This window comes from Gluconobacter sp. ESL1110, assembly GCF_058107395.1.
Window position 1 is genome coordinate 726,663 of record NZ_JBYLUK010000007.1, and the last position, 13,327, is coordinate 739,989.

Below are 13,327 nucleotides of genomic sequence, written 5' to 3' on the forward strand. Positions count from 1 at the left end.
CGGGCTGCTATCGCTAGAGCAGATCGGTCCCCACGCGTAGGAGTTAATGCGTCCATGCCGATCATGCCTGATACCTGGATCCGCCAGATGGCCAAAGAGCACGGCATGATCGAACCGTTTGTGGAGAACCAGAAACGGGAAGGCGTTATTTCCTATGGTTTGTCCTCCTATGGGTACGATGCGCGCGTTGCTGAAGACTTTAAAATCTTCACCGATGTCGACAGCGCCATCGTGGACCCGAAGAATTTTGCAGCGAACAGTTTCGTAACGCGGACGGGAGACATCACGATTCCCCCGAACAGTTTTGCGCTGGCGCATACGGTGGAATACTTCCGCATCCCGCGGGATACGCTGGTTGTCTGTCTCGGCAAGTCTACCTATGCCCGCTGCGGCATCATCGTGAACGTCACGCCGCTGGAGCCGGAGTGGGAGGGGCAAGTCACCATTGAGATCAGCAACACCACGCCGCTGCCAGCCCGCATCTACGCCAATGAAGGCATCTGCCAGTTTCTGTTCTTCCAGGGCGCAAGCCCCTGTGAAGTCAGCTACGCGGATCGTGCCGGTAAATACATGCGCCAGTCCGGCGTAACGACGCCTCGCCTGTAAGGAGCGCATAGTCATGGATCGTTTCATCATTCGCGGCGGTCGTCGCCTTTTCGGCGAAATCGAGATCGGCGGTGCAAAGAACTCCGGCCTGAAACTCATGGTTGCTGGCCTGCTGACGGCCGAGCGTCTCGTGCTATCCAACGTGCCGCAGATTGCCGATATCAAGACGATGCGCGACCTGCTGACGCGTTTGGGTATTGCTGTTGACGACGCTGGGCCCCGTACGCTCTCCATCGGCGGCGAAATCGCATCTGTCGAAGCGCCTTATGACGTTGTCTCCAAGATGCGGGCCTCCATTCTCGTGCTTGGTCCGCTGCTGGCCCGTGCGCGTGAAGCCAAGGTGTCCCTGCCGGGCGGTTGCGCCATCGGAACGCGCCCTGTGGACATGCATCTCAAGGGGCTTGAGACGCTGGGTGCCGAGATTCGTCTGGAGAACGGCTATATCAATGCCAGTGCTCCGAACGGTCTCAAAGGCGACCGGATTGTTCTGCCGTTTGCCAGTGTGGGTGCGACAGAAAACCTGCTCATGGCCTCCACGCTGGCCAAGGGCCGCACCGAGATCGTGAATGCTGCGCGGGAACCGGAAATTACCGATCTGGTGAACTGCCTGAACGCGATGGGTGCAAAGATCACGGGCTCCGGTTCGGGTACGCTGATCATTGAAGGTGTTGAAGCGCTTCACGGTGCGAACTATGCCGTCATGCCAGACCGTATCGAGTGCGGCACCTATGCCTGTGCTGCAGGCATCACAGGAGGCGATCTGCTGCTCGTTGGTGGCCGCGCCGATGATCTTGGTGCTGTTATCCGTACGCTGGAAGAAACCGGCGTGGAGGTGACGGAAGAGGAGCGCGGTCTGCGGGTACGTCGCACGGGCCGTCTTCAGGGCGTAGATATCATGACCGAGCCGTATCCTGGCTTCCCGACGGATATGCAGGCCCAGTTTATGGCCATGCTGTCCGTGGCTGAAGGCGCGTCCATGATTACGGAAACGATCTTCGAGAACCGCTTCATGCACGTTCCTGAGTTGAATCGTATGGGTGCGCGGATCAATCCGCATGGCCGGTCAGCCATTATCCGTGGTGTGGAAAAGCTGTCAGGTGCGCCGGTCATGGCAACCGATCTGCGGGCGTCTTTCTCTCTGATTCTCGCAGGTCTGGCGGCAGAAGGGGAGACCCAGCTCAGCCGTATCTATCATCTGGATCGCGGCTATGAGGGTGTGGATCGAAAGCTTGCTGCCTGTGGCGCCGATATCGAGCGTGTTTCGGACTAACACTTTGTCTGCATGGTTTTGAAAGAAGGCCGTTCCTGATTGGGAGCGGCCTTTTTTTGTGTTCGACGTGGTTTCGTAGCGCAGCAAACACCTTTCATGATGAAACGCCTTCCGCTGGTCATGCGTAGTACCTGTAACCAGATCGTTATTCATCCTACATTCGACGACGGCCAAAGGTAAAGGCACCCCTGGTGGAAAGTGTCCCGGCCCGGAATGTGGCGTCTCAAAAGGAATGAAACGTGACAATCCCGACGCTTACCCTGAACGACGGCACGACGTTTCCGGCCATCACGTTTGGAACATACAAGCTGAATGGTGCAGCTGGTGTTGAGGCGATGAAAAGTGCCCTGAGCGTTGGCTATGACGCGCTTGACAGTGCATTCAACTATGAAAACGAAGGGGCTGTCGGTCGCGCTGCACGGAATAGTGGGCGGGATCGCAAGGATCTGCGGATCGCCTCAAAGCTACCCGGTCGACACCATGCGTATGACGAGGCCTTGGCGACCATCGAAGAGTCCCTGTATCGCGCGCAACTCGACTATTACGACCTGTATTACATCCACTGGCCAAACCCGAAGCAGGGCAAATATGTGGAAGCGTGGAAAGCCCTGATTGAGGCCAAAAAGCGTGGTCAGATCCGCTCTATTGCCGTGTGCAACTTCCTACCAGAGCATCTGGAACGGCTTGAAGCCGAAACGGGTGTATTGCCTTCCATCAACCAGATCGAACTTCATCCGTATTTCCCGCAGGATGAAATGCGGAAATGGAACCAGGATCATGGGATCCTGACGCAGGCCTGGAGCCCTTTGGGACGAGCCAGTGATCTGCTGACCAATCCACTTTTGGAAAAGATTGCGAAGAGGGTTGGAAAGGGTGTCGGTCAGGTCATCCTGCGCTGGCATCATCAGCTTGGGTCGGTGCCGATCCCAAAGTCTGCAACGCCTGAGCGGCAGATCGAAAACATGTCGATTTTTGACTTCACTTTAACGGACGAGGATATGGCAATCATTGCCACACTCGCCCGTCCGGACGGACGTCTGAAGAATCAGGACCCGGCAGTTTACGAAGAGTTCTAAGAAAAGGGGGCTTCCGAAAGCGGACGCCCCTTTTTCCGTTTTATCCGCGTGTCAGAGCCCGCTGGAACAGGGCATTTGTCCAGTTCATGGCCTGTAAAAACAGGGCAGCGTCAAAGCGGGGAGCGCCGTCCCGCAGGAAGGCATGCTGTCCGTTGACTTCATGCCATTCCAAGTCTGTCCCAGCCTCTTCCAGCCAATCTCGGATCATGCGTCGGCCTGCATAAGGAACATGAGGGTCAGACTGCCCCCAGACCATCATCAGTTCACCCTTGATGTCCGCGGCGCGAGCCAGAGAATCATCGGACTTTCCGGCGCCAAGCGTCGCAGAGTGCAGGTCTGTTGCGTAGAAGCAGGCCGTAGCGCGTACGTCAGGATGCAGCGCTGCACGATACGCCAGATGGCCCCCAAGACAGACTCCGAAAGCCCCGATGGACCCGGTGCACAGGGGATTGTTCTGTAACCATGCAATGATTGCTGCTGTGTCGCTATCGAAAGCAGAAACCGGCTTGGTATATTTCAGGTCATTGCCTCGGTCTGTCCCTTCCTTGTCATAGGCAAGGGCCGTCCCAGCGGGTTCATACTCATGATAAACTTCAGGAATGGCAACGATATAGCCCTGACCCGCGATCATTGCGCCCAGCCGTTCAATGGGTGCGGTGACCTGATAAATTTCCGAATACAGGATGACAGCCGGGAAGCGCCCGTCCTGAACGGGGCGGAACACATGAACCCGCATGGAACCAGTTGGCGTCTGAAGATCGACTGTTTCGTCAGTTTTGATAATCATGCGGCAATCCTGGCTCGGAAAATAACTTGGAAAATCATGACCTGCGGCCCCGTGGTCAGACAGCAGGTCATGGTCTGTTCAGCGTGGAGAAATAACGTCTACCAGCGTCTCTGCGGTTCGACGATCCTGAAGGCTGATGCGCATTTCAACAAAAAGGCGCACGAACTCTGGATTGTCAGTCAGACCCCAGCCAGCGAAGACGCTCATATCAAGTGCCTTGGCAGGGTCCGAAGAGCCCGCCAGCGCACGGTCTTCCTTGCTGAGACGTGGCTCCGTAACCGGGAATTCCGTTCCCTTGTCATCAAAGCCACCGAGGTAAGTGCAGTAGCAGGCCAGCAGGAAGGCAATGCGGCGCATATCGCCATTCTCCTGCACGACTGTTTCTGCTGTCGGGCGCACAAAAACCGGCAGTTTTGATGTGCTGTCCGAGGCAATTCGCAGAAGCTGGTCGCTAACAGCCTTGTTGCGGAAACGTTGGAGCAGCAGAGCGCCATATTCCGGCAGGCTCATTCCCGGAGGTGCGTTGAGTTGTGGTTCAGAATCAAAACCGAGGAACTGCTGCAACAGGCGGAAGAGATTCTCGTCCTCCATGGCTTCACTGACGAAGCGATACCCCATCAACACAGCCGGGAGGGCCAGCATGGAATGGGAGGCGTTGAGCATCCGGAGCTTAACCTGCTCGTAAGGCTCGACGTTGTCCGTGAAAAGGACGCCAACATTCTCCCAGGCCGGTCGGCCCTCGGGGAACTTGTCTTCCACGACCCACTGGATGAAGTCTTCGCAGAAGAGAGGGGCGCGGTCTTCAATACCGCTTTCCCGATTAAGGCGCTCAATGTCTGCCGGGCCGACAGCCGGTGTGATGCGATCCACCATGCAGGACGGGAACGCGACATTCCGGGAAATCCAGTCTGCCAGTTCGTCGTCTTTCAGCCGGGCAAAAGACAGAACGGCGCGGCGGGCGATTTCACCGTTGGACGGAACATTGTCACAGGACAGGATCGTGAACGCATTCACACCCGCTTCGCGGCGGAGGCGTAGAGCCTCTGTCAGAAGACCGAAGACACTTTCCGGCACATCGCGCTTGAGATCAGCGGCGATGGCGGGATGATCGGTCATGAAGTGACCGGCCTCATCCATGTAGTAACCGCCTTCCGTGATCGTCATGGTGACGATGCGGATGGTGGGATCGGTCAGGCGCTTCAGCGCTGCGGCACGATCTGCGGGGGCGTGAATATATTCCACCAGCGACTTCACGACCCGCACCACATCTGGTCGGCCTGCCGGACATTCACGGAGCGTGTAAAGCCCGCTTTGAGCTTGTAGAGCTTCGGCTTTCTGCACCTCGGAGGGTACGTCCATCAGGCCAATGCCGACGATGCCCCAGTTTTCCTGACCGGGAAGAGCCAATGCGCGATCTGTATAGACAGCCTGATGCGCGCGATGGAAATTGCCGACACTGAGGTGCGCAATCCCCGCAGTCACCTTCTGGCGATCATAAGGGGAGGTAAGAATGGTCTCTGGAAGATGAGCCAGAGTTTCCGAAGTCAGTTTCATGATGGTTCTTCCGAACGAAAGGCCCATCCCTTTTAAGAAGATGAAGTGATGAGGAAACTCTTTTTATTGAATATGAATTTTTTCTAATAATTCTCTCCATGTCGAGAGAGCAATCTGAAAACCAATACTACTCAAATGGTGCCTCTGATACATGCGGCATCGAAACGAATCCCGGAAGCGCTTCCACACCGTCAAGCCATTTGCGGATATTTGGATAAGGCTGGAGAGAAATCCCTCCCTCGGGCGCGCGGGTCGTGTAAGCATAACAGGCCAGATCGGCGAGTGTTGGTTGATTCCCTGCCAGATAAGAACGCCTGGTGAGTTCTCCTTCCATGAAAGGAAGGAGCTTCTCAGCCTTGGTCTGAGCCGGACCAATCTCTTCAGGGCGTTTCCAGATCGTTGCTGCTCTTGCCATTGCCGGGCCGTAGCGCAGTTCGCCAGCGGCGATCGAGAACCATTTCTGGACATGAGCTGCACCCAGCGGGTCTTCCGGAAGCCAGTGACTGCCAGGCGCATAGGTCTTCGCCAGATAGACAAGAATAGCGTTGCTATCCGTAAGGATGATCTCTCCATCTTCAAAAACAGGAATTTGTCCAAGCGGATTGAGGCGGAGAACTTCCGGAGACTGCATGCTGGCTTCAACGAACGTGTAGTCTAGTTTCAGGATCGACAGAAAGAGTCTGACACGATGCACATGACCGGAGAGCGAAATTCCATAGAGGCGTCTGGTCATGGTCTTCTCCTGAATTCTGATGCGCTTTTCCGAGTGTGACCATCATGACTGATCAGCGCAACGGCTCTATGGTCCAATCCCCTTTTTCAGGAGAGATTAGTGTGAGTGCGCCCATCCATCGTCTGACCACGGAAGATCTTCTGCCAACAGTGGAATCTGTCGTATCTTCGGAACCGGACATGATTGCCAACATGGCCAATATCGCGGCTTTGTTGTTCGAAGCGCTGCCGGACATCAACTGGTCCGGCTTCTATCTGTGGAAGGAAGACCAGCTTGTGCTCGGTCCTTTTCAGGGACGGCTGGCCTGCACGCGTATCCCGTTGGGAAAAGGCGTCTGCGGGACGGTCGCTGTACAGAAGACCACGCTTGTCGTTCCAGACGTTCATGCGTTTCCCGGCCATATCGCCTGCGACGCGGCTTCAGAATCCGAAATCGTCATTCCGGTTTTGAAGGAGGGTGCACTTATTGGAGTTCTGGATATCGACAGCCCGATCAAGAACCGCTTTCAGGACGCAGACCGTATTTTGCTGGAAAAGGTGGTCAGCGCCCTCGAAAAGACGCTGACTGCCTGATCTTTCACGCCAGGACGTTTTCGCGCAGGTGGCTCATCAGCTCGGGAACGTCTTCCACAACGGTGAAAAGGGAAAGCGTGTTCGCGGAGGCAAAACCCTGTTCGACAGCATCAGTCAGGGTGCGGACGAGAGACTTTGCCCAGCCCCCGATATTCACGATGTAGATCGGATCCTGATGCAGGCCGAGCTGCTTCCAGGTCAGGATTTCCATCAGTTCATCGAACGTGCCGAAGCCGCCCGGAATGATGGCATACGCGTCAGACAACTCGAACATGCGGGCTTTGCGGCTGTGCATGTTTGGGGTCACTTCAAGCGCTGTGACGCCCTTATGCATAACTTCCCGGTCATGCAGGAAGCCGGGAATAACACCGATGACTTCGCCGCCCGCAGTCAGCGCAGCATCCGCAACCGTTCCCATCAGACCGACATGACCGCCACCGTAAATCAGTTTGATTCCATTCTGAGCCAACGCTTTCCCGAGTTCGGATGCACCTTCGGCATAAACAGGAGAATTTCCGAAGCGGGAGCCGCAGAAAACAGCGCAGGAACGGATGGTCATGAAAGGCAGATCCTGTAGACAAGCAGGCAGAACGCTCAGACGGGAGGCTTCCGCCCGAGCGAACGGCTGATAAGTACACCAACCAGGCAGCACACCGCAGTCATGCCGAACATGGTCTTGTAGCCAGCAAACTCGATGACCTGCCCGAGCACAAGACCTGAACACGCAATCGCCAGATCAATGAAGATCGAATAGGCCCCCAGAGCGGCACCCCGATTCTGCGGCCCAGCACTGTTGACGGCCAGAACACCCAGCGCCGGAAAGAGCAGCGAGAAGCCGGCACCTGTCAGTGCGGCGCCGATGAGAGCTGCACCCTGAGACGGGAAAATGGCCAGACAGGCCAGCCCCGCCGCCTCGACCAGAAGCGAGACAATCGCGACAAACACACCACCGCGTCGGGCAATCTGGGAGGCAAAGAAGAATCGGATGACGACGAAGACGATGCCGAAGACGGACAGGGCCGTTGCTGCACCTTCCCAGTGAAGAACTGCATAATAAAGCGCGAGGAAAGAGGAAATGGCCCCGAATCCGATAGATCCCGCTGCGAGGGCCATACCATGTGGCAGAACCAGTCGAAGTGCATGACTGAAGGGAAGAGGCTTGTCATTCGTGGCAACTGGCTTCACGCCTTTATAAAAGCCAATTAATGCCAGACCGATGAGCGGTAGAATGGCAGACAAAATGCCAACCGAGACAATCCCGCCATAAGGGGTCGGTAACAGCGACAGCTTGGCGCCAATCGGTGCGCCAAGGGCAATGCCACCGTAGGAACAAATTCCGTTCCAGGAGATGGCAATGGCTGTATTTTCAGCCCCGACCCGGCGGATATTCCAGACAATCACGCCAGTCGCGGCCCAGCTTTCAGCCCAGCCGAGAAACAGGCGGCTGAGAAGGAGGATACCGAGAGACAGGGCTGGAATCTCCCTTGCCCATCCTGCTCCAAACATAAGCAAACCGGAAACGAAACAGGTGATCAGACCGCCAAGAACAACCGGTTTGGGGCCGATATTATCCACCAGCCGCCCGGCCGAGGGTCGGGCAGCGAATGTCGCCAGATATTGCAGGGAAAACGCCATACCCGCGATTGCTGTACTGTAGCCAAGGGTATGATGGACGAAGATCGTCAGAACGGCATTGGGAAGCCCGATGACGATGTAGACCAGAAGGTTGAAGAGGACGACGGTAAGAACTCGCTTCGTCGGTGAACTCACCGGCGTTTCTTCCGCAGTCATGTCTTCAATCTCCTATTCTATTAAGTAACCAAGTGGTTACGTCACTTCAGACATAAGACAGTCTGGACCATTCGTCACGGTGAATGGACCCCTCAGGTCCAAAAAACAACATTATGTGATCCTGCGAGCCTCTGTGCCCGCAGGATGCGCGCCTTAAAGCATGCTTTGCAGACGGCTGGAAACCGCAGAACAGACTTTCTGACGAAGGGGTTCGGCAAGAGACGACAGAGAGTACTGCTGCGAGGTATTGGTCTGGTTGCTGATTGCCTGAAGGATACCCTGTTGGCCTGCGCTATAGGCAGAACTGTTCGTTACGCCCGGCTGCTGGCTGACCGTGGACAAAAGGCCCGAGGCAGCACCGCCAGATGTCAGGTTGTTCGTGACGCAGTAATTCAGAACACCGGCAAGATTGCTGGACGAGGTTGAAGACAGGTTAGGCAGACCCAGCGCACCTGTGAGGCCGTCTGTCAGTCGCGACGCGGTGGTCTGGGCCGCCGCCGTAGCAGCCGCAGTTGCGGCGGCCTGGGTTTCCGGGTTTTGAGCTGCCGAAGTGCCAGAGGCACATCCCCCTAAAGACAAAGCCGCAACGGTGGCCAGAGCGCCAGCGGAAAGGAGAGCAGGCAAACGGAACGGAACCATGAATTTTCAACTCCTGTCAGAACAGCCAGCAGGCGCATTTTGCCCCTGACCTCGGCCTAACAACGCTCAAAACAAGGAAAGTGAGCGAAAAGTCTCAGGATTTTTAGGAGGTTCGTCTGAGGGATGGTCAAATAGAAGCTGCATTTGTGGAGCAGGCGTGCTTCCCGTGGCCGCCGAGCCAGAAAGGCTGGAAAGGGTGAGCCCCAATAGCCGGACGCCTGTCTGAAGAGGGAAAAGCGGTGCGAACAGGGATTGCCCGGTTTCGCTCAGACATGCTTCGGACGTTATGGGAGCGGGAAGGGTTCGTGCACGGGTAATCTGCCGAAAATTGGCGTATTTGACCTTCAGGGTGACGGTCCGACCTGTGAGTTGCTTTCGCTGAACCTGAAGCCAGAGTTTTGTAGCGATCAGGCTCAGAGCGGCTTCGGCTGCGTCTTTCTTTTGCAGATCACTCAGATAGGTCTGTTCTGTTCCAAGCGATTTGCGCTCGCGGTTTACGACGACGGGTCGCTCATCAATGCCCCGGGAAATACCATAATAGAATGGCGCAGATTTGCCGAAGTGCCGCATCAGTGTCGGAAGATCTAACTTCCGAAGGTCAGCACCGGTTTCAATCCCCAATGCTCGCATTTTTTGCGCTGTGGCTGGCCCGATTCCATGAAACTGGTCGACCGTCAGCCCCGCTACAAAGTTCGGCCCCATGCCCGGCGTAATAACAAAGAGCCCATCAGGTTTTCGGTAGTCGGAGGCCAGTTTGGCCAAAAATCGATTATAGGACACGCCTGCCGAAGCCGTCAGTCCGGTTTCCTTGCGGATGTCTGCCCGGATTCTTTCGGCTACCAGCGTCGCTGAACCATAGGCGCCAAGATAATCTGTCAAATCCAGATAGGCTTCATCCAGGGACAGTGGCTGGATCAGGGGCGTATAGCGCGCGAAGATGTCATGAATCTGCGCGGAGACGGCGCGGTATACATCAAAACGACCGGGCACGAAGACAAGGTCGGGGCAGAGTCGCTTGGCTTTCAGCGACGGCATGGCTGAGCGCACGCCAAAAGGGCGCGCCTCGTAGCTGGCAGCCGCGACAACACCGCGTGCCTCTCCGCGGCCTACCGCAAGGGGGCGACCTCGTAAGGACGGGTTATCTCGCTGTTCGACAGACGCGTAAAAAGCGTCCATGTCGATATGCACGATCCGGCGGGACTCCATCCCTATAGTGTCGCCGATCACCAGGAACGAAACAAGATCGGATCAGCCTCATGAGCATTGAAGACGCCCGCACTGCCGCCGGATTCCAGACCGTTTCGACCCGTCTCGCCTACAGCAATCCATGGACGGCTGTGCGTGAAGACATCATCATCCATCCTAACGGCAAAAAGGGCCTGTACGGCATTGTTGAGCGGGGAGAGTTCGTCGTAATTCTGCCCATGCACGCCGATGGCCGCGTGACGCTGATCCAGCAGTTCCGCTATCCGGTTGGGGAACGTTTGCTCGAACTCCCCATGGGCATGTGGGAGACGAAAGAGAACGTCGACCCCGTGGAACTGGCTCTGGGCGAACTCCGGGAAGAAACCGGCCTGCGCGCTGGCGAGATGATCCACGCAGGCACGATGTATCAGGGCGCAGGCTATTCTAACCAGAAGGGGCACGTTTTTTTGGCGCGCAATCTTACCCGTGGGGAGACCGAGCTTGAAGAGACCGAGGAGGACATCACGACGCAGGATATGACACTGGCGGAGTTCGAAGCCCTGATCGCCCGTGGCGAACTGAAATGCATGGTGTCTCTGGCAGCCTTCGCGCTGATCCGCGCGAAGGGCCTGATCTGAAAACTGCTTTCAGATCACGGTATCAAGGAACACGACCGTCGAGCCGCCGCCTTCAACCAGCGTCTTGATAGCCTGATTGAAGACGCGGCCGTGCTCGGTCCCCATATGAGCCTTGAAAGCGTCTTCGTCGCGGTAGGTTTCTTCGACGTGAAAGAAGTCCGGCTCGTCTGCCAGTGTGTGAACGACAAATCGCTCGCATCCCGGTTCTGCCCGGACGTCTGCGGCCAGACCGACGAGAAGGTCACGGACTTTCTCACGGCAGCCGGGAAGGGCTTTCATCGTGGCGTACAGGGATTTGGGCATGACTCTGGATCCGTTTCCAAAAGAATGAAGCGCCAGTGGGCGCGCGTCATCAATGAGCCGCCTGTGCACATCCTTCAAGAGTGGAAAAGTTCAACCTTTTTCGACCAGTTCCTGACACCGCATAAATGAGAGTTTTTCGCGGAAAATGAACAGAACATAATAATCCAGTTCACGGCTGCGGGTTTTCGTGGTGCGTGTGTAGAACGGATACACATCCAACGGACCCTGCAAGCCCAAAGGCGGCGGATCTGTTTTGAGAATGCAGTCCACCCGGAAAAGCGGCATGTAGACCGCATCCTCTCCGGGGTTGCGGCGGACGTGCCAGAGATTGCGCCGGAATTTCTTCAGCCCGTCCGGCAACGCGAACACCATGGATTTTTCAATGAAGCCGGATGGAAAGACATCCGGCCGGTAGTACTGCATGTCGTCCGGCATGTTGCAGAAGTAAGGGTGGTCCTGAACAATCATGACCATCCCTTTAAGACATGTCGCCTGGCAGACGAAGGGCTTCAGTCTTCTGAAGGCTTTTCTGCGTTGGCTTTGCCGCTGATTTCGTCTGCAGCCCGACGCAGGACCCCTACGATGCGACGAAGTTCGTCCGCATTCGCTCCACGGCGGGACTTCAGAGCCATTTTTAGCGCCAGACGCGCTTCATGGAAATCCTGACCCAGACTCGGATCGAGGTCATTCACACCGCTGAATGCGTCCCGCACTTCTGACATTCGCGCACCGATGCGCGCCAGAATTTCGAGAATGCGAGTCGCCTGTTCCCGATTGGCTTCGTAATGCGCGCGGCCTTCATCCGTGAGACTGTAGAGCTTGCGATTGCCCTCCTGCGTAACGGCTGTCAGGCCAGCTTCCTCAAGATAGGTGAGGGAGGGGTAAATGACGCCGGGGCTTGGCTTGTAAAAGCCGCCTGAGTGCTCTTCGAGGCGCCGGATCAGCTCGTAACCATGGGCAGGCTGGTCATGCAGCAGGGCTTCAATGACAATCTGGAGTTCTTCCGCAGTTAGCTTGCGACCGCGACCAAAAGCGTCGTCACCAAAGCCGCCGCCAAAACGGCCCGCACCGCCACGGGGGCCGCGGCCGCCGAAAAAGCCACGGCCGCCCCGACTTTCACCACCTCGACCGCCGAAGCGTTGGCCTTCGTGTCCCCAGCGGAAGCGTTCTTCACCGGACTCCGGGCGATCGCGCATTTTTTCTTCGTCATGTCCTGTTGTTTCGCCACGGACTTTTCCGTCCCTGCGATGCTTGTGTCCACCGAAGCCAAAACCCCTGGAGAATCTGGAGAAACCACGTTCTGCGCAATGGGTATCATGTCTAAACATTCTGTTTTCCTTCATTCGATATGTCGTACGATATAATATCTTAAGATATATCTGCAAGAGATTCGTTCTCAAATTCCGGCATCGCCATAGCCGTGAGCTGTTTCCGCTGGTATCCGGCTGAGATGGGTAGCCCGATCTCTTCCCCTCCCGATCCAGAACTGCGCCGGACGTTCCGTGATCTCGTGCCCTGGCGCGCTGCTCTGACGATCGGCGCCATGCTGGTATTCGTGGCCCTGTTGCAGCGTCTGCCAGTTATCCATCACCTTCTGGAGAACGCGCCCCACTGGCACGAGACGCCGTATGCGTCGTTCTGGTTTTTGCTGCTGGCCGTGCCCTATTCCGCCTGTGGTCTGCCGAGGCAGGCTCTTTGCATTGCGGCAGGTCTGGCGTTTGGCGTTTGGGGCGGTCTGGGGCTTTGCTCTCTGGCCTATATGCTGGGGGCTATCGCGGCTTATGGCTGGGCGCGGGCTTTGGCTCCCATAAAATTCCGGCAGAGGTTGCATGACCGGTTGCAAAAGAATTATGCAGCGCTGGCCAGAATTCTTCATCACAAACCGTTCCGCGCAGTCCTGACGTTGCGGCTCATGCCTGTTGGCTCTGCATTGCTGGTGTCTATGGCGGCGGGACTTTTTGAACTTCCAGTCACGGCCTTCGCATTTGCAACCCTTCTCGGGGGGCTGCCCCAGAACCTCGTGTTTGTTCTGGTTGGGGCGGGAACCCGGATTGGTCATATGGTCCAGCTTGGCCTTGCGGGCGGACTGTTTGTGGTTTCTGGCGTTCTGGGAGCCATGCTCCTGCGTCAGGCAGATGAATAAACGTTCAGAACCCAAAGAATTCTGAACGAT

The 13,327-nt window shown here is 56.5% G+C and carries 16 protein-coding genes; 6 read left to right on the forward strand and 10 right to left on the reverse strand.

Going from position 1 to position 13,327, the window contains the following annotated elements:
- The first annotated feature begins 54 nt into the window (after nt 1-54).
- From dcd to AC3B6F_RS07430, 3 genes are all read left to right on the forward strand, one after another.
- Entirely contained in the window at nt 55-606 is a 552-nt protein-coding gene (gene dcd / locus AC3B6F_RS07420; RefSeq protein WP_007281748.1) for a dCTP deaminase, read from the forward strand.
- Between the two features lie 13 nt (nt 607-619).
- Nucleotides 620-1,876: a UDP-N-acetylglucosamine 1-carboxyvinyltransferase gene (gene murA, locus AC3B6F_RS07425; RefSeq protein ID WP_489823865.1), complete on the forward strand. Its 1,257-nt coding sequence runs from the start codon at nt 620-622 to the stop codon at nt 1,874-1,876.
- A gap of 239 nt (nt 1,877-2,115) precedes the next feature.
- A complete protein-coding gene (locus AC3B6F_RS07430) occupies nt 2,116-2,952 on the forward strand; it encodes an aldo/keto reductase (RefSeq protein ID WP_489823866.1) in 837 nt (278 codons plus the stop codon).
- A 40-nt stretch (nt 2,953-2,992) separates the two neighbouring features.
- Here AC3B6F_RS07430 and AC3B6F_RS07435 read toward each other — a convergent pair whose 3' ends face one another.
- The 3 genes from AC3B6F_RS07435 to AC3B6F_RS07445 all read right to left on the reverse strand — a co-directional run bounded on the left by AC3B6F_RS07435 (nt 2,993) and on the right by AC3B6F_RS07445 (nt 6,026).
- A complete protein-coding gene (locus AC3B6F_RS07435; RefSeq protein WP_489823867.1) occupies nt 2,993-3,739 on the reverse strand; it encodes a dienelactone hydrolase family protein in 747 nt (248 codons plus the stop codon).
- Between the two features lie 78 nt (nt 3,740-3,817).
- Nucleotides 3,818-5,293, reverse strand: a complete 1,476-nt coding sequence (locus AC3B6F_RS07440; RefSeq protein WP_489823868.1) for a mannitol dehydrogenase family protein — start codon at nt 5,291-5,293, stop codon at nt 3,818-3,820.
- Between the two features lie 127 nt (nt 5,294-5,420).
- Nucleotides 5,421-6,026, reverse strand: a complete 606-nt coding sequence (locus tag AC3B6F_RS07445) for a glutathione S-transferase family protein (protein ID WP_489823869.1) — start codon at nt 6,024-6,026, stop codon at nt 5,421-5,423.
- A 44-nt stretch (nt 6,027-6,070) separates the two neighbouring features.
- Between AC3B6F_RS07445 and AC3B6F_RS07450 the strand changes: the two genes are divergently transcribed.
- On the forward strand, nt 6,071-6,598 hold the full coding sequence (locus AC3B6F_RS07450) for a GAF domain-containing protein (protein WP_489823870.1): 528 nt from the start codon (nt 6,071-6,073) through the stop codon (nt 6,596-6,598).
- 4 nt (nt 6,599-6,602) lie between these two features.
- On the opposite strand, the gene AC3B6F_RS07455 is transcribed toward AC3B6F_RS07450, so the two are convergent.
- The 4 genes from AC3B6F_RS07455 to dinB all read right to left on the reverse strand — a co-directional run bounded on the left by AC3B6F_RS07455 (nt 6,603) and on the right by dinB (nt 10,234).
- Complete coding sequence (locus AC3B6F_RS07455; RefSeq protein ID WP_023944057.1) at nt 6,603-7,157, reverse strand: LOG family protein; 555 nt, start codon at nt 7,155-7,157, stop codon at nt 6,603-6,605.
- A 35-nt stretch (nt 7,158-7,192) separates the two neighbouring features.
- Nucleotides 7,193-8,389 (reverse strand): MFS transporter, encoded by a 1,197-nt coding sequence (locus AC3B6F_RS07460; protein ID WP_489823871.1) that lies wholly within the window; start codon nt 8,387-8,389, stop codon nt 7,193-7,195.
- A 153-nt stretch (nt 8,390-8,542) separates the two neighbouring features.
- Entirely contained in the window at nt 8,543-9,028 is a 486-nt protein-coding gene (locus AC3B6F_RS07465) for a DUF2501 domain-containing protein (RefSeq protein WP_023944053.1), read from the reverse strand.
- A 66-nt stretch (nt 9,029-9,094) separates the two neighbouring features.
- Complete coding sequence (dinB, locus tag AC3B6F_RS07470; protein ID WP_489823872.1) at nt 9,095-10,234, reverse strand: DNA polymerase IV; 1,140 nt, start codon at nt 10,232-10,234, stop codon at nt 9,095-9,097.
- A gap of 50 nt (nt 10,235-10,284) precedes the next feature.
- Between dinB and AC3B6F_RS07475 the strand changes: the two genes are divergently transcribed.
- On the forward strand, nt 10,285-10,851 hold the full coding sequence (locus AC3B6F_RS07475; protein WP_489823873.1) for an NUDIX domain-containing protein: 567 nt from the start codon (nt 10,285-10,287) through the stop codon (nt 10,849-10,851).
- 9 nt (nt 10,852-10,860) lie between these two features.
- On the opposite strand, the gene AC3B6F_RS07480 is transcribed toward AC3B6F_RS07475, so the two are convergent.
- From AC3B6F_RS07480 to AC3B6F_RS07490, 3 genes are all read right to left on the reverse strand, one after another.
- On the reverse strand, nt 10,861-11,154 hold the full coding sequence (locus AC3B6F_RS07480; RefSeq protein WP_489823874.1) for a putative quinol monooxygenase: 294 nt from the start codon (nt 11,152-11,154) through the stop codon (nt 10,861-10,863).
- Between the two features lie 90 nt (nt 11,155-11,244).
- Nucleotides 11,245-11,622 carry a hypothetical protein gene (locus tag AC3B6F_RS07485; RefSeq protein ID WP_489823875.1) on the reverse strand — a complete coding sequence of 126 codons (378 nt, stop codon included), beginning with the start codon at nt 11,620-11,622 and terminating at the stop codon, nt 11,245-11,247.
- A gap of 41 nt (nt 11,623-11,663) precedes the next feature.
- Nucleotides 11,664-12,482, reverse strand: coding sequence for a PadR family transcriptional regulator (locus AC3B6F_RS07490; protein WP_489823876.1), 819 nt, complete (start codon nt 12,480-12,482; stop codon nt 11,664-11,666).
- 92 nt (nt 12,483-12,574) lie between these two features.
- Between AC3B6F_RS07490 and AC3B6F_RS07495 the strand changes: the two genes are divergently transcribed.
- Nucleotides 12,575-13,297 carry a TVP38/TMEM64 family protein gene (locus AC3B6F_RS07495; RefSeq protein ID WP_489823877.1) on the forward strand — a complete coding sequence of 241 codons (723 nt, stop codon included), beginning with the start codon at nt 12,575-12,577 and terminating at the stop codon, nt 13,295-13,297.
- Nucleotides 13,298-13,327: the final 30 nt, after the last annotated feature.